This is a genomic window from Stappia sp. WLB 29 (genome assembly GCF_023507705.1).
Classification (GTDB): domain Bacteria; phylum Pseudomonadota; class Alphaproteobacteria; order Rhizobiales; family Stappiaceae; genus Stappia.
Map to the genome: position 1 here is coordinate 1 of NZ_JALBGD010000018.1, position 18,362 is coordinate 18,362.

An 18,362-nucleotide genomic window follows, 5' to 3' on the forward strand; every position below is an offset into this window, starting at 1 on the left:
CCATTGGTTGCCAGAGCGGCAGTGAGGCTTTCTGTCTCACCACATCCTGAAGAGGCATTCTGACGACTGGACAGGCGGCAAATGTTCTCGTAATGTTCTCGTCGATCCAGAACAGGTGCCGCCATGACGACTGCCCTTCCGCTTCGCTCCCGCCTTCGCGTTTCGCCCTTCCGCAGCCGGCTCGACGACTATCTGGTGTCGCTGGCGCGCGGCGATCTCCTCGGCGCGGCGCGGGCGCATTTCGCCCCCGACATCCGCCTGTTCGACAATGGCGCGGTGGCGGCCGAGGGGCTGGAGGGGGTGCTGCGCAAGCTGCACCCCGTTGCCCGCCGCTTCACCATGCTGCGCGGCACGGTCGACGGCCTCGTCTGCGACCGGGTGGGCGAGACGGCGGAGTTCTCCTGCCGCTTCGACGGGGTCGAGGTGGACGGCCGCTTCTTCCGCGAGACGGTGTCCTTCCGCCAGCGCTGGCATCTCGGCCGCATCGTCGAGGAAGAGCAGTGGCGCGGTGCAGCGGCCTTCGCCCAGACGTCCGGCCATGCCTCGGCCGGCGCGCATGCGTCCGCTGGTCAGGGCCTCGGCCTGCCAGCTTCGCTGAGCTCCGCCGCCGCCCGCTCCGCGCCTGCTTCGTCCGCCTGCGGGCAGGGGGCTGCCGCCTGATCGGGCGGAGGCTGGCCTAATTGATTTCGGCGCCGGCTGCGGCTTGCGGGGCGAAGGATGCGGATGATATAGCCCGGTCGAGCGGGTGCGGCCCGCCGGCATTGTTGCCGGCCGGGCGTTGTGGCATTGCAGCGCGTCCTGTCCATCCGGACCGGGGGCGTTCGCGAGGCCCGCACCCTTTAGGCCCGATCTGTTGGAGAATTCGCATGTCCGTCGACATCGATACGGTGAAGCGCGTCGCGCATCTGGCGCGGGTCAAGGTCACGGACGAAGAGGCCGGCCGGATGACCGGCGAGCTCAACACGATCCTGGCCTTTGTCGAGCAGCTCGACGAGGTCAATGTGGACGGCGTCGAGCCGATGACCTCCGTCGTCCATCAGCAGATGAAGAAGCGTGCCGACGTCGTCAGCGATGGCGGCTATCCGGAAAAGGTCGTCGCCAACGCCCCGGCCTCCGACGACAATTTCTTCATGGTCCCCAAGGTGGTGGAATAGGCATGTCCGTCCGGGTGGGCATCGAAAGCCCGCTGACCGACGACATGCGGGCGCTGGTCGGCGAGTTGAACGCCGTGCTGATCGAGCTCACACCGCCTGAATTCTGCTTCCACATGAGTGTGGAGGAGATGGCGGGACCGCAGACCACCGTATTTGTCGCCCGCGATCCGGCCTCCGGCGAAGCGCTGGGCTGCGGCGCGCTGCTGCGCCACCCCGGCGGCGTCGGCGAGGTCAAGCGCATGTATACCCGGCCGCAGGCGAGGGGGCGTGGCATCGGCGGGGCGATCCTGGAACGGATCGAGGCATCGGCCCTGGCCGATGGGTTGACCGAACTGGTGCTTGAGACCGGCGACCGGCATCCTGCCGCCTGGCGGGTGTATGAACGCGGCGGTTTTGGTCGGTGTGGCCCGGTTCTCGACTACCCCGACAGCAGCTACTCCGTCTTCTACCGAAAGGCGCTGCCCCGCCGCACTTGACGCGGGCCGCGTGGGGCGCGAGACAGGCTCCCAAGAGAGGGCGCCGAGCGCCGTGCCTCCCAGACCACCAGCGAGATCCAGTCCGAGCGAGACCCCGATGACCGAGCTGACCAAACTGACCCTGGCGGAGGCCCGCGCGCGGCTCGCCGCCCGCGAGATCACCGCGAGCGAGCTGACGCAGGCTTATCTAGCGGCCATCGAGGCGGCCAATCCGGCGATCAACGCCTATGTCGCGGTCACCGCCGACCGGGCGCTGGAGATGGCCAGGCGCTCCGACGAGCGGCTGGCGCGCGGCGAGGGCGGGGCGCTGGAGGGCATTCCGCTCGGCATCAAGGACCTGTTCGCCACCGAGGGCGTCCACACCCAGGCCTGCAGCCACATCCTCGACGGGTTCAAGCCGCCGTACGAATCGACGGTGACGGCGAACCTTTGGGCCGACGGCGCGGTGATGCTGGGCAAGCTCAACATGGACGAGTTCGCTATGGGTTCGTCCAACGAGACCTCCTATTACGGCAACGTCGTCAATCCCTGGCGCCGCGAGGGCTCCACCGAGGCGCTGGTTCCCGGCGGCTCGTCCGGCGGTTCGGCCGCCGCGGTCGCGGCCTGGCTTTGCGCCGGCGCCACGGCGACCGATACCGGCGGCTCGATCCGCCAGCCGGCCGCGCTCACCGGCACGGTCGGCATGAAGCCGACCTACGGCCGCTGCTCGCGCTGGGGCGTCGTCGCCTTCGCCTCCTCGCTGGACCAGGCCGGACCGATCACCCGCACCCTGCGCGACAATGCCATCATGATGCGCTCGATGGCCTCGGTCGACGCCAGGGACACGACCTCGGTCGACCTGCCGGTACCGGACTACGAGGCGGCCATCGGCCGGTCGGTCAAGGGCTTGAAGATAGGCATTCCGGCCGAGTACCGCATCGACGGCCTGCCGGCGGAGATCGCCGCGCTCTGGCAGCAGGGCATCGATTGGCTCAAGGCGGCCGGCGCGGAGATCGTCGAGATCAGCCTGCCGCATACCAAATACGCGCTGCCGGCCTATTACATCGTCGCCCCGGCCGAGGCCTCGTCGAACCTCGCCCGCTACGACGGCGTGCGTTACGGCTTGCGCGTGCCGGGCGAGGATATCGCCGACATGTACGAGAACACCCGGGCCGCCGGCTTCGGCTCCGAGGTCAAGCGCCGCATCCTGATCGGCACCTACGTCCTGTCGGCCGGCTACTACGACGCCTACTACCTTCGGGCCCAGAAGGTCCGTACTTTGATCAAGCGCGATTTTGACGAGGCCTTCAATGCGGGCGTCGACGCGATCCTGACGCCGGCAACGCCGGACGCGGCCTTCGCGCCGGGCGCCTTCAGCGGCGACCCGGTGCAGATGTACCTCAACGACGTCTTCACCGTGACCGTGAACATGGCCGGCCTGCCGGGCCTGGCTGTCCCCGCCGGGCTGAACAGCGCCGGCCTGCCGCTCGGCCTGCAGCTGATCGGCCGGCCCTTCGGCGAGGAGACGCTCTACACCATCGGCAACGTCATCGAGGAGGCTGCCGGCCGCTTCGAGCCGGGCAAGTGGTGGTAAGGCCGGTTCGAGAGGCTTTGCGCAAGATTTCGCGATTTTGACGCGCGATTTCGCAAAATCCGTCTCAATTTTTTCAGGCAAGGCGCCCGGCGGTAACCCGTTCGGGCGCCTTGCTTTTTTGCGTTCAGTGCCTGCAGTTTTGCGATAATCGCGTCACAGCTTGTAGGCGGTGCGGAACCCGCCCCAGTGGCGGCCGGAAACGGTGATAGGCGCGTCGATCTCGCGCATCCAGATGATCGTGCCGTTGCCCATGTCGCGGGGATAGGTCTGCACCAGGAAGGGGCGCGTGTTGCGCGCCGCGCTGAGGCCGGCGCGGTCGTCGAAGATCCGCCGATTGCGGCAGTTGGCGGCGTTCCAGGCCGGATCGCCCGGCCGTTGGGGCTGGGAATAAATCGCATTGTGCACCGGCAGATAGGCGTTGCGGTCGACGGCGACGCAGAAGACGAGGCCGGTTCCCTTGGCGCCCGACAGAATGTCCTCCTGGATCGGCGGCAGGATGCGCTCCAGCACGTTGAGCGCGCGGTTGGAGACCTGGCGGGGATTGGTGTCGGGAATCGGTCGGTAATCCGTGTCGAACAGCGCTTCCAGCGTCAGGCTTCCCGAGGATACGGCCGCCTCCATCGCCTCGGTGACGCGGCGCGCGCCGTCCTGGGCACGGTCGATGGAGGGGGCGAGTTCTCCCCGCACCCGCGCCAGCAATTCGCCAAGACGCGAGGTGAAACCCCCGTCCGGCCTGTCGAACGCGCAATGCATGCCAAGGTCGGAGACGGCGACCACCTGCAGGTCGGCGCGTCCGAGGCTGGTGAGCTCGACGGTGGCCGGTCCGGTCTGCGCGCGCGCCTCGCCCTCCTGCGGGACAAGCAGCGTCCCGCCCGTGGACAGGTCGAGCGTCTTGATGCGGACCGTGCGACCGGCCTGGGTCAGGGTGCCGGTCAGTTCCGCCGGCAGCCGGTCGTCGCGGCGCCGGTCGCCGATCGCCGTCTGGCGGATCATCATCGTGAAGCGGCTGCTCAGACTATTCCCCAGGGCGAGCATGGAACGGGAGGCTTCGCCGGCGGCCTCGCCGGCACGCTCCGCGCTGTCGGTGGCCTCGGCGATGGTCGACACCTTTTCGGTGACGGCGCGTACGAAATCGGCGGTTTCCTGCGCCGTTTCGCCGACGGAGCGCGAGGTTTCCATCTGCTGTCCGACGGCATCGGCAACGGCGGAAAAGCTCGGCAGGATCTCGCCGATGACGCCGATGATGCGGTCGACGGCGCGGATACTCCCCTCGGCTGAGGTCTGCAGGCGGGCGATATTGGCGACGATCTCGTCGGTGGCGTTCTGGGTCTCGACCGACAGCGCCTTGACCTCGTTGGCGACGACCGCAAATCCCCGCCCGGCCTCACCGGCGCGGGCGGCCTCGATGGTGGCATTGAGGGCGAGCAAGTTGGTCTGCTTGGCGACGTCGGAGATAAGGCGGACGACATTGGCGATGTCGTCGATGGCGCTCTTCAGCTCCTGGATGCCGGTGTTGGCGGTGTCGGCGACCTCGCGCGCTTCCTCGGCCAAACGCGAGGAATTGCGCACCTGCGTGTCGATTTCGTTGCTCGCCGAGACCAGTTGCTCGACCGAGGCGGAGAGCTGCTGGGCGGTCTCGTCGGCATGGCGCGTTTCGCTGTGCAGCGCCTGGGAGTGGCCGCGGATATCCGACAGCAGCAGCAATTGCTCGCCGACGCGGGCGCGCAACTCTTCCGCGCCCGTGCCGATGCCGTTGGCGGCGGTGCGCAGGTCCGACTCGATCAGATCTAGGGTCAGCGCCGTCTGCTGGTCGCGGGCGAGCGAGAGCGCCTCGCCGGAAGACTTGTCCTCACCGGCCGGTATGCGGGACGCATCCTGTCCTGGACCGGCGTCAGTCTGCAAGATATCGGATATTTCGATGGTTTTCCGGCGCGACGCCGCAAACAGGCGCATGACAAGTTCTCCGATACGTTCCCACCCTCGATGCGTTATCCGCAGAATTCTTGTCCGGAGCCTGTCACGATTGCTTGAACCGTTGGTTAACGCTGCGGGAAGTAGCGCGCCGGAGCGCCCGCCCGCGAAACGTGCCGCCGCCGCCCGCCGGGCATCCGCCCTCCGGTGCCGCTGGTTCTTTGCCTTGCGCGGATCCCATGCTAAACCCGCCCCACACCAGCGGACGGGCGCACCGTGAACAAGTGCGCGCCGGATGCGACAGCCGCAAGTGCGGCGCGAGGGCGACGAACGGGACGCAATGAGCGAAGAGCTGAAGCGAAAGGCCGCCGAGGCGGCGCTGGAGGAAGTGACGTCGGGCATGCGGCTCGGCATCGGCACCGGGTCGACGGCGGAGCAGTTTGTCCGCGCGCTGGCGGAAAAGGTCCGCGAGGGATTCTCGGTGATCGGCGTGCCGACGTCGGAGCGCACTGCGGCGCTATGCACCGAGCTGGGCGTGCCCTTGACCACGCTGGACGCCTGTCCTGAACTCGATCTTACCATCGACGGGGCGGACGAACTGGATCCGCAGCTGCGCTTGATCAAGGGCGGCGGCGGTGCCCTGCTGCGCGAGAAGATCGTCGCAACCTCCTCGCTGCGCATGATCGTTATCGCCGATGCCAGCAAGAAGGTGGCGCGGCTCGGCGCCTTCCCGCTGCCGGTCGAGGTGGTGCCCTTCGGCCTTGGCGCGACGCGCAATGCGATCGCCCGTGCGCTGGCAGATCTGGGATACGATGCGCCGATCCTGTTGCGCGGCGGCGATACGCCCTTTGTCACCGACGGCGGCCACCATATTCTCGACATCGATTTGCGCGAGATCACCGACGCGGACGCCCTGTCGCGGGCGCTGCTCGACATCCCGGGGGTGGTGGACCACGGACTCTTTCTCGGCATCGCGGATGTCGCCTATCTGGCCGGGGCCAACGGCGTCGAACGCCTTGTGCCCGTCGGCGGCCAGAAAAACTGACCTTCAAGGAACAGCCCGACCGAAGCGGCCGGGAGCCCGATCACTTGCTCATGGAGTACCCGATGTTTCTTTTCAGCCGGAAGTCCGCGATGGCCGCAGCCACGGCGGCGGCGATGGTTCTCTCGCTCGCCCAGGCGGCGACCGCCCAGGAGACCTTCTCCGACGAACATATCGCCGCAGCGCGCGAGGCCGTGCGGTCGGCCCAGGCGATCCGCGCGTTCGATGACGTGCTGCCGCTGATGGCCGAGCGCACCCGCGGCCTGTTCATCCAGAACGACCCGGCCAACACGGGGATGATCGACGAGGTTGTCACCGATGTCGCGCTGAAGCTGGCCGACCGCCGTCCGGAGCTGAACCGCGTCGTCTACGAGGTCTGGGCCCGCCGCTTCACCGTCGAGGAGCTGAAGGAGCTTGCCGCCTTCTACAACACGCCGCTCGGCCAGAAATACTCCCGCGTCGAGCCGGAACTGCGCGCTCTGTCGATCGGTGCGGCCAAGCAGTGGGGCGATGCGATCTCGACCGAGATGGTGACCCTGGTGCGCGAGGAACTGACCAAGCGTCAGGAAGCCCAGCAGACCCAGCCGACGGAAGCCCCGGCCCAGTAAGAGCGGGCCGCGACTGCCCGGCCGGATCCTTTCCGGCCGCGGCCATTCCGCCCGGACCCGGGCGCGGGGCATCACGGACGACGGGTCCGGCCGGTCGGCCGGGGCCCTTGAAAACGTTAAGGGCCGAAAGGGCTCCAGGCATGAGCGATTTCGACTTCGACCTGTTCGTCATCGGCGGTGGCTCGGGCGGCGTGCGCGCGGCCCGTATCGCCGCCACGCACGGCGCGCGCGTGGGCATTGCCGAAGAATACCGCTACGGCGGCACCTGCGTTATCCGCGGTTGCGTGCCCAAGAAGCTGATGGTCTACGCCTCGCGCTTTTCCGAGGAATTCGAGGATGCGGCCGGCTTCGGTTGGCAGGTGGGCGAGAGCCGCTTCGACTGGGAGCGGCTGATCGATGCCAAGGACCGGGAGATCGCCCGGCTCGAGGGGATATATCGCCGCAACCTGGAGCGCTCCGGCGTCGAACTGTTCGACACGCGAGCCGTGCTGGAGGATGCCCACACGGTGCATCTTCTGACCGACGGGCGCCGCATCCGCGCCGAGCGGATCCTGATCGCGGTCGGCGCGACGCCGAATGTCGATGCCAGCCTGCCGGGCGGCGAGCACGTCATCACCTCCAACGAAGTCTTCCATCTGGCCGACCTGCCCAAGCGGGTGGTGGTGGCCGGCGGCGGGTATATCGCGGTCGAATTCGCGGGGATTTTCGCCGGGCTCGGCGCGGAAACGACACTGATCTATCGTGGCGAAGAGATCCTGCGCGGCTTCGACGACGACCTGCGCCAGGTCCTGCACGAGGAGATGGAGAAGAAGGGCATCCGCGTCCTGTGCGGCGACGTCTTTTCCTCTATCGAGAAGACCGAGGACGGGCTGATCGGGCACACCCGCAAGGGCGAGGCGCTGCACGCGGACAAGATCATGTTCGCCATCGGCCGGCGGCCGAACACGGCCGGTCTCGGCCTCGAGGCGGCGGGGGTAGAGTTGGCCTCCTCGGGCGCGATCATCGTCGACGAGGCCTCCCAGACCAACGTTCCATCGATCTTTGCGGTGGGAGATGTCACCGACCGGGTGAACCTGACGCCGGTGGCAATCCGCGAGGGTCACGCCTTCGCCGACAGCGTCTATGGCGGCAAGGCATGGACGGCCGACCACTCGATGATCCCGACGGCCGTGTTTTCCCAGCCGGAGATCGGCACCGTCGGCCTGACCCAGGCCGAGGCGCTGGAGAAATACGGCGCCGTCGACGTCTACAAGGCGCATTTCCGCCCGATGAAGCACACGCTGTCGGGCCGCGACGAGAAGATGCTGATGAAGGTGCTGGTCGAGCCGGAGAGCGACAAGGTGCTCGGCGTGCATATCCTCGGCCACGATGCCGGCGAACTGGTGCAGGTGCTGGGCATCGCGCTGCGGATGGGCGCCACCAAGGCCGACTTCGACGCGACCATGGCGGTGCATCCGACGGCGGCCGAGGAACTGGTGACCATGCGCGAGCCGACCGAGCGTCTGCGCGCCTGACCGGCCCCTATCGAGCTTTCGAAATGAACACGAGGAGGCAGCTGTCTCCCCGTTTTCGTTTGTGTTTTGGCGTTTCGCGCGGTCTGCGGCGCGCTGTCAGTTGGCGGCGCGGCGCCAGCCGAGCGCGAGCAGGCCGGCCCCGATCATCAAGGTGCCGCCGGTGCGGTTGATCCAGCGCCGCACGGAGGGGCGGCGGATGCGCGAGCGCACCATCGAGGCCATCAGCCCGAAGGCGGCGGCGTTGAGCGCGGCGAGGATAACGAAGGTCGCCTCCAGGATCATTGCCTGCGGCAGAAGCGGGCGCGCCGGATCGATGAACATCGGCAGGAAGGCGATGAAGAAGACGATGCTCTTGGGATTGAGCGCCGTCACCGCATAGGCGTGCAGGGCAATCCGCAGCATCGGCGCGCGCGCCGGGACAGACGCGGCGGCAGGGCTTCCGTCCGCCATTTCCTGCGGCGTCTCGTCGGCGACCGGCGCGCGCCAGACCTTGATGCCGAGCCAGATCAGATACATGGCGCCGATCCACTTCAGCACCGTGAACAGGGTGGCGGAGGTCGCCAGCAGCGCGCCGAGGCCGAGCAGCGAGGCGGTCATGGCGGTGAGATCGCCGAGCGCGACGCCGATGACGGTCGCCGAGGCGACGGCCCGGCCATGGGCGAGCGCATAGGAGACGACCAGCAGGATCGTCGGGCCGGGGATCGCCAGCATCACGAAGGACGCGGCGGAAAAGGCCAACCAGGTTTCGAAGGACATGGAAAAACTCCGGCGGAAGGACGTCGATCCGCCCAGCAATCCACACCTGCCGGCATTTGGGAAGGGGGAAAACCCCGCGCGGAGGCTGCCGCCACGGCATCTTGCGATGCGGCGGCGGCAGCGGGGATTTCAGCGGTTGTCGAGTTGCGAGCGAACCCGCAGCAGCCCGAGCCGCGTGATGCGGTATGGACCGGACTTGGCGGAGGCGATCAGCCTGCGCCGCTTCAGCTTGCGGAAGAGTTCGAGCGTCAGTCCCGTGTTGTGCCAGCCCTCGCGCGTGACGATGGCGAGCTCTTCTATGCGGCCGCGCTCGTCCTTCTCGACGAATACGTGGCCGCCTTGAGCGAGCAGGTGGAGGACCCGCTGCTCGGCCTTGGAGATGTCCATTTCGGGGATAATTCCGGAGATGCAGTTCCAGCGCGCACGTCACCGCCGCCCGCAACGCAAGCGGTCGTGCGTGGGTTCGTTGCCCGGTCTGTTCTCGATGGACCGGGCTTTACCGGGTCTCGAGCTGGCTGCGCATAAACTCTCCGAAGTTGACGGGGGAAAGATAGGCAAGGGCCGTGTGCCGCACAAGGCGGCGCGGGCATCGCCCGGCGACGTCTCTCGCGAGCGTTGCACAAATGTCGCGGCGCGCGCCCATGCGATTGCGGTTCCCTTTTTCGGCGGGCGATCCTACAACAGCGGCATGACACCGTCCGAATCCCTGCCGCTGCTGTTCGGCCTTGCGGGCCTGCTCAACCCCTTCGCGCTGCTCATTGGCGCCGCGCTCGGTTGGTATGCGGATGCGCGCGCCAAGCTGGTGATCGCCGGCTTTGCCGCCGCCGCCCTGAGCGTGCTGATCGACGTCTCGCTGGCGGCCAGCGGCGTGCCGGCGCTCGGCGGCTACGAGGGCGGCCCGCTGGCCGTCATGCCGTTCCGCTTCCTCGGGGCTCTCGTAATCGCCGCGCTGGTCCACGCGATCCGCAAGCGCTCGCGCCGCAATCGCCGCTGAAGCCGCGGCCATGTCCCCCACCGTCCTGTCCTATGCCGCGCTCGCCGTCGCCATCGTGCTGGAGGTGATCGGCACGACGGCCCTGCAGCAGTCGCAGCAGTTCACCCGCGCGCTGCCCACAGCGGTGATGGCGGTCTGCTATTTGGCCGCCTTCTACTTCCTGTCGGTGGCGCTGCGAACCTTCCCGGTCGGCGTTGCCTATGCCATGTGGAGCGGCCTCGGCATCGTCCTGATCTCGGCGGTCGGCTATTTCGTCTTCCGCCAGACGCTGGACCTTGCCGCGATCATCGGCCTGGGGCTGATCATCGCCGGCGTCGTCGTCGTCAACGTCTTCTCCGGCGCCGTCCGGCACTAGGCTTTTGCCTGGCCCGTCCAGGCGGCGAAGAGATCGCCGTTGGGGCAGAAATCGGGCGCGTGCGCCGCACCGTCCTCATGCGCATCCAGCCAATGGGCGCACTCTGCCGGCCGCTCGCAGCCGAGGCAGCGGGACGCGGCCTTGCGCATGGCGTTTTCCAGCATCATGCCGCTCGGCATCGCATCGTCCGCACCGACCGTGCGCATCATCCGCCCCATCAGTCCGGCGCGCTCATCAAGGCGCTTCATCAGTCCCATGGCCATCGTCCTTGCTGTCGGGGCGCCGGATGGCGCCTGTTTTTTCAAGATTATGATGGTTGCGGCTGAAACCATTTGACGGAGATCAAACAGCAGGGGAACAACGCGCGGCAGGATCGGGGAAATTTCCGGAAAATCTGCTAGGCTCGGTTGCTGCCGGCGGTCGGCAGCACGGCGAGGCCCCGCGCATGATCTCTCGTGTGAATTCCCCGTCCCAGGGCAGCCAGACCGGCATCGTCGCCGTGCGGCCGGTGAGCCGCGTGCCGATGCTCAATGTCGGCGATGCCATCGCCGTGCGCGTGGCCAAGCACCTGACGGACAACGTGATGCGCCTCGTCGGCGGCGGGGCGGGCGGCGGCGGGTTCCAGCTCGATGTCGAGGGGCAGGAGATGCTGCCGCTCGGCAGCCGCGCGACACTCAGCGTCGAGCGCGGCCCCGACGGCCCGCGCTATCAGGTGAGCGCCGCGCCGCAGAACGCTGCGCAAGGCGGCGCGCCCAATTCGGCCTCGGGCGAAGCGGCGGCGCTGGCCCGCATCGCCTCGCTCGCCGCCGCCCTTGCCGGCCGCCAGGACGGGCTGTCGCCGCTCTATGCCGGCCTTGCCGCAACGCTCGCCGCAGCCCCGGCCGGCGCGGCTGGCGCCATGCTGCCGCCGGCGGTGACGAGCGCGCTGGCGGGCCTGCTCGGCTTCCGGCTGGATCCGACGGCAGGCCGGGAAGGCCGGCTGGACGGTGCCGCGCTCAAGGGCGCGCTGGAGGGATTGACCGGGCGCGGGGCGGCAGGCGGGCCGGGGACGGGCCTCGACGATGCCTTGAGCGAACTCTTGAGCGTGCTGAAGGGCGCGGCCGGGGGGCGCGAGGCGCCGGCCCGGCAGGCGACCCCGCCGCCGCTGCCGGGGATCTCCCGCCACCCGCGCGGCGAAAAGCCGGCCCGCGCCAGCGGCGAGCTGATCTCGGCCCTGCTGGCGCGCGACGGCGAGGAAGCCGCAGCCATCCTTGCGGCGAAGACCGAAGCGGCGCTGGCCCGGCTGCGGCTCGCCTCGCTGGCCTCGCGCGGGCTGCTGGCCGACGGGGAAGGCACGGGCGAGGCGGCGCTGTTCGACCGGGTGCTCGACCTGCCGCTCGTGGTCGGCGGACAGACCGCGGTGATCTCGCTGCAGATCGGCCGCGACGACACGCCCGGACACGAGGGGGAGGGCGCCCATCCCGCCTGGCGGCTGCGCTTCGCGCTCGATACGGAGGCGACCGGCGCGGTGGAGGCGCTGGTCGGGCTCGACGGTCCCCGCCTGTTCGCCAGCCTTTGGGCCGCGCGGCCGGATATCGCGGCGGACCTCAACGAGCGGCTGCCGCGCCTTGCCGCAACGCTTGCCGAACAGGGGCTGGAGGTGGTCGACCTCAAGGTGACCGGCGGGCTGCCGGACGATCCGCCCGCGCCCTCGGGCCAGTTCGTGGACGTGGTCTCGTGAGCGGGGACGAGGACCCGCGCCGCCGGCTGGCGGTGGCGCTTCACTACGATCATGCCGGGGCGCCGCGCGTCACCGCCAAGGGGCGCGGCGTCCTTGCCGCGCGCATCCTGGAGCTTGCGGCCGAGCACGGCGTGCCGGTGGAAGAGGACGCGGCCCTTGCCGAGGCCCTGTCGCAGATCGAGCTCGACCGGGAAATCCCGCTGGAGCTCTACGAGGCCGTCGCCGCCGTGCTGCGCTTCATCCTGATGGTGAGAGGGCGGCAAGGGGGCCGGTGAGGGGCGGAGTGTCGCGGCCCGAGGCGACGAATTGTCTTGCCAAATCCGGACTGAGATGGGAGGTCCCTCCCTTCGGCCGACTGGCACCGCGTCCTTGCGCGGACGGTCAGCCTTGCAGGCGGGTTGTTCCCTCATTACCTCCAGTCGGGGGGCTCGCCCCCGGATTGGATAGCCATTGCAGAATACCGACTGCCGCCCGGCGGAAAAGCCGCGCTCCTGGAACGCCTCGCTGGCCAAGTATCGCAAGCCGAACACGGCGCGCAGCGTCTTCGAGATCATCGCCAGCCTGCTGCCCTTCGCGGCCCTTTGGGCGGCGGCGGCGGTGCTGGTGAATCACGGCCAGTGGTGGGGCCTCGTCCTGACCGTGCCGGCCGCCGGCCTGCTCGTGCGCCTGTTCATGCTGCAGCACGATTGCGGGCACGGCTCGCTGTTCTCGCGGCGCGGGCTCAACGACTGGACCGGCCGCGCGCTCGGCGTGCTGACCTTCACGCCCTACGACTACTGGCGGCGGAGCCATGCCATCCACCACGCCTCGACCGGCAATCTCGACCAGCGCGGCATCGGCGACATCGACACGCTGACGGTGAGGGAGTACCAGGCGCTGCCCTGGAGCGGACGGCTGCGCTACCGCCTCTACCGGCATCCGCTGGTGATGTTCGGGCTGGGGCCCGCATGGCTGTTCGTGTGCCAGTACCGCCTGCCCGTCGGCATGATGCGCGGCGGTCTGGAGCCGTGGCTCTCGACCCTCGCCACCAACCTGTGCATCGCCGCCATGGCCGCGCTTCTCGTCTGGGCGGCCGGGCCGGGGACCTTCCTGATGGTGCAGGGGCTGATCATCCTGATGGCGGCGACCGCCGGCGTCTGGCTGTTCTACGTCCAGCACCAGTTCGAGGAAACCCACTGGTCAGGGAGCGGCGAGTGGAACTTCCAGACCGCAGCGCTGGAGGGCAGCTCGCATTACGACCTGCCGCCGATCCTGCAGTGGTTCACCGGCAATATCGGCATCCACCACGTGCATCACCTGTCGAGCAAGATCCCGTTTTATCGCCTCAGTGAGGTGATGCGCGACTTCCCCGAACTGCGCGACATGAACCGCATCACCCTGCGCCAGAGTTTCGGCTGCGTGAAGCTCGTCCTGTGGGACGAGGACACCCGCCGGCTGGTCACGTTCCGCCAGGCCCGCACGGCGGCGTGAGGGGGCAGGGCTTTAATTTGCTCCCGGCCGACCTCCTGTGCATCATTCCGACGACGCGGGGAAAGGTGAAAAAATATATTAGCTAGTTAAACTAGACGTCTAGGGCATGCCCAATGTTCTGTCTAGTTTTTATTCAAATGGATGACCGAAAATTTCTTTTCTCCTCTGCTCAGAAGAGATCTTCCAATGTAAGATATGAGACTTGGCGCCTTCTCCGCGCTCGGCGCAAGAATTAAAACTGGATTTTGCTTCCTTTCTGCAACTTCATGCTCTAATCGAAGTGATATTTTTCTTTCTCCGAGAATGAAGTCTCGAATACGTAACTCGTGCCACGGCAGCGGGTTTCTTAGGTATAGAGAATTGGAGGCGTTAAAGTGCTTAAATACAACATCTCTATTGGTCCCCGGTAGATCGAACCGAACGGTTTGGCGTAAATCAATAATAATTTTTGGTTTTTTTGCGATTATTATATCGCAGAATTTGCGTCCGTGGATATTATCCATAGTTACGATATAAATAACGGACTCTGGTCCTTCTGTTTCAGTATCGAAACGAAAAGAGAGTTGTTCAAAATCTTCTTGCGCCGCGCCTTCATCTCTTTTTTGAGTGGGCGCGATATCATTCTGGCGATCAAGTCTTGCAAAAGTAAGTATATGATTTGTCATGGCTACAACGATAGAGCTGCTTCGAGTTGAGGGTAGCCAACTCGGAACGGGGACCACTCATCACCCCATTCTGGCGCTTCCATCTCGAATTTTCCAGTGACCTTGTCCTTAAGGCGCCAAGTTTTCTCAAAGGCGCGTGTATACATGCGGGGCGACGTACCCACAAATGGTTTAAATAGAACCTTCCCTGGTTTTTGACGATCAGTCCCTATGGTTGGCTGTTGGCGGTTTCGGCGCTGCTCAGCCATAGATTTTTGTTCAGGAGGGTGCCATTCGAAAGGGTCAGTTTCAATCGCATCGTCATGGAGGTCCAATGCGAGGCTTTTCGGATAGGGTTCGATGTACTGAACTTCATACACTCCTGCGCCAACGATATGGCGAGCGCAGTAATGGCATGGAAAGGTTGTTACAAAGAGACGTGTTCCTACTGTTGAAACGCCCTCTCTTCCTGCTGATAACAGCGCATCCATCTCGGCGTGCACCGCGCGGCTGAATTCGATTAAGCTTCCGAGGCGTGTTCTTCTAATTCTGGAGGCTAGCTCCTGCTTGTTGGTTACATTGGAGAGTTCTGTGAGTGATTCTATTAGCTCATCAATAATTTTGTTCTGATGTGAGTTATTGCTACAAAACGCCGTCTCTCTAAAAACGCATCGATGGTCTTCTTGAAAGCGAGCTAGCTCGAAGCCTTCCCCATAAACGCCTCCACCTGCTACAGGGACTTCGTTGACGCCTGTCGCAACCACGGTCCCATCAGCGTCAACCAAAGCGGCTCCTACCTGTCTAGACAAACAGGCGCTCCTTACTTTAGCGGAGTGGGCATGATGCATTGCCGTTTCTTCAATAGTTGGTCTTATTATTTTATCGTGTGCGATAATATTCACTAAGCGACCTAATGGTTCATCGAGTGTAGATTTTTCTCCTTCTGGATCATCTATCGAATTGTCCACGAAATAATCGGCTTCAAAAAATGCTTCTGAAACGTGTTGACCTCTTTTATTGTCTAAATCGTCGGAATCTCGCTTCATAAAAGCTTCTACTTTTTTTGTGACTTCGGGCTTTTTGTGCTGTGGCTTTGTGAAGTATTTTTCTAGTATCCGCTTCTTTCTTCGACTTTCTTCGCAAACCACGCCGACCAACGCGAATGCGCTACCGTAGGTCCGCCTCAATAAATGCACCTCGGCAGGATGTCTTATTGAATCAATTAAATATGCTCGTTTCTCGTTGTCGGGTGGGACTGGCTTGCCTCTCTCGTAATGGAAATCGGTTGCCTTTGCCCTGCGCTCGGCGATTTCTCTTAAGACGCAGCGGGCAACTTCCGCAGCATCTTTGGCTCGCATTTGGTCGCCTGCATTCTGGTACTCGACGATCTTCTCGAGAGTTTTTTCTGCGGTGTCAGGGAGCAAATTACCTGTATTCTCTTCATGCCATTTTCTAATCAGCAAACTGGCTTTAATGGTTTCTGTTTTATATCCAGATTCTATGCAGGCCCTTTTGAGTGTATCGATTACGCGAGTACTCCCTGCTCCTACTGGGCCTACTACCGCTATGAATATTTCTTTTGATCTATGTTTCTCGATCACGCGATGTGTGACTTCTAATGCCTCCCGATCATCGTGGGTCGATATTTTTTGTTTGGCTTTGCTCAAAATTTGGCTCCCTCGGAAAAACAGGGGAATTATCAGAATCAGCTCTACTTATTTGGACATAAGTATATGCTGACGCTTTCCGTGCGCAACCAATGGCTTTTGGTTTTCCGACCGTCACCTATCGCTCCGGGTTGCCCACCTCCCCCCTTGCGGGGAGGGCAAAGACCCACTACCCACACACTCGAGCGGTCTGGCGCGCTTTTCGGCGCGCACGGCACGCGTTCAGGACAAGTCCGCCCCCTGGCAAACCCTTTTTCGCGCCTACGCGCGGGGGCTCGACGGGGCGGGCGACAGGCACGACACAACGGGCAGGACTTCCACGGCATGAGCATCGTCGACACCCGCACCCCCGATCCCAAGAAGTTCATCAAGGGCGCCACGGGCGACTGGGAAATCGTGATCGGCATGGAGGTGCATGCCCAGGTCACCTCGAATGCCAAGCTGTTTTCCGGCGCCTCGACCGAGTTCGGCAAGGACCCGAACGCCAATGTCAGCCTCGTCGATGCGGCGATGCCCGGCATGCTGCCGGTGATCAACGAGGAATGCGTCAAGCAGGCGATCCGCACGGGCCTCGGCCTCAAGGCGCAGATCAACCTCAAGTCCGTTTTCGACCGCAAGAACTACTTCTATCCGGACCTGCCGCAGGGCTACCAGATCTCCCAGTTCAAGCAGCCGATCGTCGGCGAGGGCGAGGTCCTGCTCGACATGCCCGGCGGCGAGCAGGTGACGGTCGGCGTCGAGCGGCTGCATCTGGAGCAGGACGCCGGCAAGTCGCTGCACGACCAGCATCCGACCATGTCCTTCGTCGATCTCAACCGGTCCGGCGTCGCCCTGATGGAGATCGTCTCCAAGCCGGACCTGCGCTCGGCCGACGAGGCGAAGGTCTATCTCACCAAGCTGCGCACCATCCTGCGTTACTTGGGCACCTGCGACGGCAACATGGACCAGGGCTCGATGCGCGCCGACGTCAACGTCTCGGTGCGCGCGCCGGGCGGGGCCTTCGGCACGCGCTGCGAGATCAAGAACGTCAACTCCATCCGCTTCGTCGGCCAGGCCATCGAGTATGAGGCCCGCCGCCAGATCGGCATCCTGGAGGACGGCGGCAGCATCGACCAGGAGACGCGCCTGTTCGATCCGGTCAAGGGCGAGACCCGCTCCATGCGCTCCAAGGAGGAGGCGCACGACTACCGCTACTTCCCCGATCCGGACCTGCTGCCGCTGGAATTCGACCAGGCGTATGTCGACGCGCTGGCCGTCGGCCTGCCGGAGCTGCCGGACGACAAGAAGGCGCGCTTCGTCGCCGATTACGGGCTCACCGCCTATGACGCCGACATCCTGGTGGCGGAAAAGGCCTCGGCCGACTTCTTCGAGGAGGTCGCCAAGGGGCGCGATGCCAAGCTGTCGGCCAACTGGGTGATCAACGAGCTGTTCGGCCGGCTCAACAAGGAAGGGCTGGAGCTGAGCGAAAGCCCGGTGTCGGCCGGCCAGCTCGGCGGCATCGTCGATCTGGTGGTGGACGGGACGATCTCGGGCAAGATCGCCAAGGACCTGTTCGAGATCGTCTGGAGCGAGGGCGGCGAGCCGGCCGCGATCGTCGAGGCGCGGGGCATGCGCCAGGTGACGGATCTCGGCGCCATCGAGGCGGAGGTCGACAAGATCATCGCCGCCAACCCGGACAAGGTCGAGCAGGCCCGCGCCAAGCCCGGCCTGCTCGGCTGGTTCGTCGGCCAGGTGATGAAGGCGACCGGCGGCAAGGCCAACCCGCAAGCGGTCAACGACCTGCTCAAGGCGAAGATCGGCATCGAGTAGGGGCGGGCGCCCCCGCGCTTCCGCCCTCCCTCGCAAGGCTTCTGCGTTCGTCACCCCGGACGCAGGCGAAGCCGAAAATCCGGGGCCGGAGAGGCACGGTGCCTGCTGCTCCTGCTTGAACGCTGCTGCAATCGCCCTCGGCTCTCCGATCCCGGCTCGGCGCTCACGCGCCGTCCGGGAGGACGGGGAGGGGAGGGAGCGACAAAACACCCGCTGAGGGTGCCAATGGTTCCCGGCTCTCCGGCTTCGCCTGCGGCTATGGCGACGGTCGGGGCTGCGGTCGGAACGACGCCGGAGGGGCTGTGCGGATGGGTCGCACAAGGGCGCGCGGCGTGGCCTTTCCGACCGGATCGCGCCTGCGACACCGCCGCCTGTTCTCGCCTCACGCTCCTCTTGCGAGGTTCGCTTTTGCAGTGCAATATATGCAAGGCCGATGGGAGAGGGGTGTCTGCCATCCGATTGCCGTGATTGCATCTGATTTTTCTCATATATCTTGGTGAAACAGTCCTGCTCGCTTGACGTTGTGAGTGGCGGCCTTCGTGCGGCGGATGCGCTGCATGCTGCGCTTGCACAGAAGTCGGCACGCCGGGAACCGGCAAGCCGGCCGCACGCAACGATGGCGGCAGGGCGCGCGGAGCGACCGGGAGGCCCGAGGGCCGGCCGGGGCGC

19 protein-coding genes are annotated in these 18,362 nt (G+C 65.4%); 13 read left to right on the plus strand and 6 right to left on the minus strand.

The annotated features are described in order from the left end of the window. Positions 1–123: 123 nt before the first annotated feature. The 4 genes from MNI96_RS21385 to gatA all read left to right on the plus strand — a co-directional run bounded on the left by MNI96_RS21385 (position 124) and on the right by gatA (position 3,203). Positions 124–660: a hypothetical protein gene (locus MNI96_RS21385; protein ID WP_249696522.1), complete on the plus strand. Its 537-nt coding sequence runs from the start codon at positions 124–126 to the stop codon at positions 658–660. Positions 661–866: 206 nt separating this feature from the next. Beyond that, positions 867–1,154: an Asp-tRNA(Asn)/Glu-tRNA(Gln) amidotransferase subunit GatC gene (gatC, locus tag MNI96_RS21390; RefSeq protein ID WP_249696524.1), complete on the plus strand. Its 288-nt coding sequence runs from the start codon at positions 867–869 to the stop codon at positions 1,152–1,154. A gap of 2 nt (positions 1,155–1,156) precedes the next feature. Beyond that, a complete protein-coding gene (locus MNI96_RS21395; RefSeq protein ID WP_249696526.1) occupies positions 1,157–1,630 on the plus strand; it encodes a GNAT family N-acetyltransferase in 474 nt (157 codons plus the stop codon). A gap of 97 nt (positions 1,631–1,727) precedes the next feature. Beyond that, positions 1,728–3,203 (plus strand): Asp-tRNA(Asn)/Glu-tRNA(Gln) amidotransferase subunit GatA, encoded by a 1,476-nt coding sequence (gene gatA / locus MNI96_RS21400; protein WP_249696528.1) that lies wholly within the window; start codon positions 1,728–1,730, stop codon positions 3,201–3,203. A gap of 153 nt (positions 3,204–3,356) precedes the next feature. Here gatA and MNI96_RS21405 read toward each other — a convergent pair whose 3' ends face one another. Beyond that, entirely contained in the window at positions 3,357–5,105 is a 1,749-nt protein-coding gene (locus MNI96_RS21405; RefSeq protein ID WP_249696529.1) for a methyl-accepting chemotaxis protein, read from the minus strand. 349 nt (positions 5,106–5,454) lie between these two features. On the opposite strand from MNI96_RS21405, the gene rpiA reads away from it, so the two are divergent. The 3 genes from rpiA (at position 5,455) to gor (ending at position 8,278) form a co-directional block, all read left to right on the plus strand. Then, positions 5,455–6,159 (plus strand): ribose-5-phosphate isomerase RpiA, encoded by a 705-nt coding sequence (rpiA, locus tag MNI96_RS21410; protein WP_249696531.1) that lies wholly within the window; start codon positions 5,455–5,457, stop codon positions 6,157–6,159. 89 nt (positions 6,160–6,248) lie between these two features. After that, positions 6,249–6,764 (plus strand): DUF2059 domain-containing protein, encoded by a 516-nt coding sequence (locus MNI96_RS21415; RefSeq protein ID WP_249696532.1) that lies wholly within the window; start codon positions 6,249–6,251, stop codon positions 6,762–6,764. Positions 6,765–6,904: 140 nt separating this feature from the next. Further along, positions 6,905–8,278: a glutathione-disulfide reductase gene (gor, locus tag MNI96_RS21420; RefSeq protein WP_249696534.1), complete on the plus strand. Its 1,374-nt coding sequence runs from the start codon at positions 6,905–6,907 to the stop codon at positions 8,276–8,278. A gap of 96 nt (positions 8,279–8,374) precedes the next feature. On the opposite strand, the gene MNI96_RS21425 is transcribed toward gor, so the two are convergent. Both MNI96_RS21425 and MNI96_RS21430 read right to left on the minus strand, forming a co-directional pair. Next, positions 8,375–9,034: a LysE family translocator gene (locus MNI96_RS21425; protein ID WP_249696536.1), complete on the minus strand. Its 660-nt coding sequence runs from the start codon at positions 9,032–9,034 to the stop codon at positions 8,375–8,377. A gap of 129 nt (positions 9,035–9,163) precedes the next feature. Continuing rightward, on the minus strand, positions 9,164–9,421 hold the full coding sequence (locus MNI96_RS21430; protein WP_249696537.1) for a YjhX family toxin: 258 nt from the start codon (positions 9,419–9,421) through the stop codon (positions 9,164–9,166). Between the two features lie 301 nt (positions 9,422–9,722). On the opposite strand from MNI96_RS21430, the gene MNI96_RS21435 reads away from it, so the two are divergent. Together MNI96_RS21435 and MNI96_RS21440 are read left to right on the plus strand one after the other, a co-directional pair. After that, positions 9,723–10,028, plus strand: a complete 306-nt coding sequence (locus MNI96_RS21435; protein ID WP_249696539.1) for a phosphatidylglycerophosphatase — start codon at positions 9,723–9,725, stop codon at positions 10,026–10,028. Between the two features lie 10 nt (positions 10,029–10,038). Then, positions 10,039–10,383 carry a DMT family transporter gene (locus MNI96_RS21440; RefSeq protein WP_249696541.1) on the plus strand — a complete coding sequence of 115 codons (345 nt, stop codon included), beginning with the start codon at positions 10,039–10,041 and terminating at the stop codon, positions 10,381–10,383. On the opposite strand, the gene MNI96_RS21445 is transcribed toward MNI96_RS21440, so the two are convergent. After that, positions 10,380–10,640 carry a DUF6455 family protein gene (locus MNI96_RS21445; RefSeq protein WP_249696544.1) on the minus strand — a complete coding sequence of 87 codons (261 nt, stop codon included), beginning with the start codon at positions 10,638–10,640 and terminating at the stop codon, positions 10,380–10,382. The two genes, MNI96_RS21440 and MNI96_RS21445, sit on opposite strands and share 4 nt — an antisense overlap. Before the next feature lie 188 nt (positions 10,641–10,828). Here MNI96_RS21445 and fliK point away from each other — a divergent pair, with 188 nt between their 5' ends. The 3 genes from fliK to MNI96_RS21460 all read left to right on the plus strand — a co-directional run bounded on the left by fliK (position 10,829) and on the right by MNI96_RS21460 (position 13,573). Then, positions 10,829–12,103 carry a flagellar hook-length control protein FliK gene (gene fliK / locus MNI96_RS21450; protein WP_249696547.1) on the plus strand — a complete coding sequence of 425 codons (1,275 nt, stop codon included), beginning with the start codon at positions 10,829–10,831 and terminating at the stop codon, positions 12,101–12,103. Further along, on the plus strand, positions 12,100–12,378 hold the full coding sequence (locus tag MNI96_RS21455; RefSeq protein ID WP_249696549.1) for an EscU/YscU/HrcU family type III secretion system export apparatus switch protein: 279 nt from the start codon (positions 12,100–12,102) through the stop codon (positions 12,376–12,378). Before fliK ends, MNI96_RS21455 begins: the two co-directional genes overlap by 4 nt. A 175-nt stretch (positions 12,379–12,553) precedes the next feature. Beyond that, on the plus strand, positions 12,554–13,573 hold the full coding sequence (locus MNI96_RS21460) for a fatty acid desaturase (RefSeq protein WP_249696551.1): 1,020 nt from the start codon (positions 12,554–12,556) through the stop codon (positions 13,571–13,573). Positions 13,574–13,695: 122 nt separating this feature from the next. Here MNI96_RS21460 and MNI96_RS21465 read toward each other — a convergent pair whose 3' ends face one another. Beyond that, positions 13,696–14,238 (minus strand): hypothetical protein, encoded by a 543-nt coding sequence (locus MNI96_RS21465; RefSeq protein WP_249696553.1) that lies wholly within the window; start codon positions 14,236–14,238, stop codon positions 13,696–13,698. 2 nt (positions 14,239–14,240) lie between these two features. After that, positions 14,241–15,884, minus strand: a complete 1,644-nt coding sequence (locus MNI96_RS21470) for an anti-phage dCTP deaminase (RefSeq protein ID WP_249696555.1) — start codon at positions 15,882–15,884, stop codon at positions 14,241–14,243. A gap of 324 nt (positions 15,885–16,208) precedes the next feature. On the opposite strand from MNI96_RS21470, the gene gatB reads away from it, so the two are divergent. Next, on the plus strand, positions 16,209–17,693 hold the full coding sequence (gene gatB, locus MNI96_RS21475; RefSeq protein ID WP_249696557.1) for an Asp-tRNA(Asn)/Glu-tRNA(Gln) amidotransferase subunit GatB: 1,485 nt from the start codon (positions 16,209–16,211) through the stop codon (positions 17,691–17,693). Positions 17,694–18,362 lie beyond the last annotated feature (669 nt).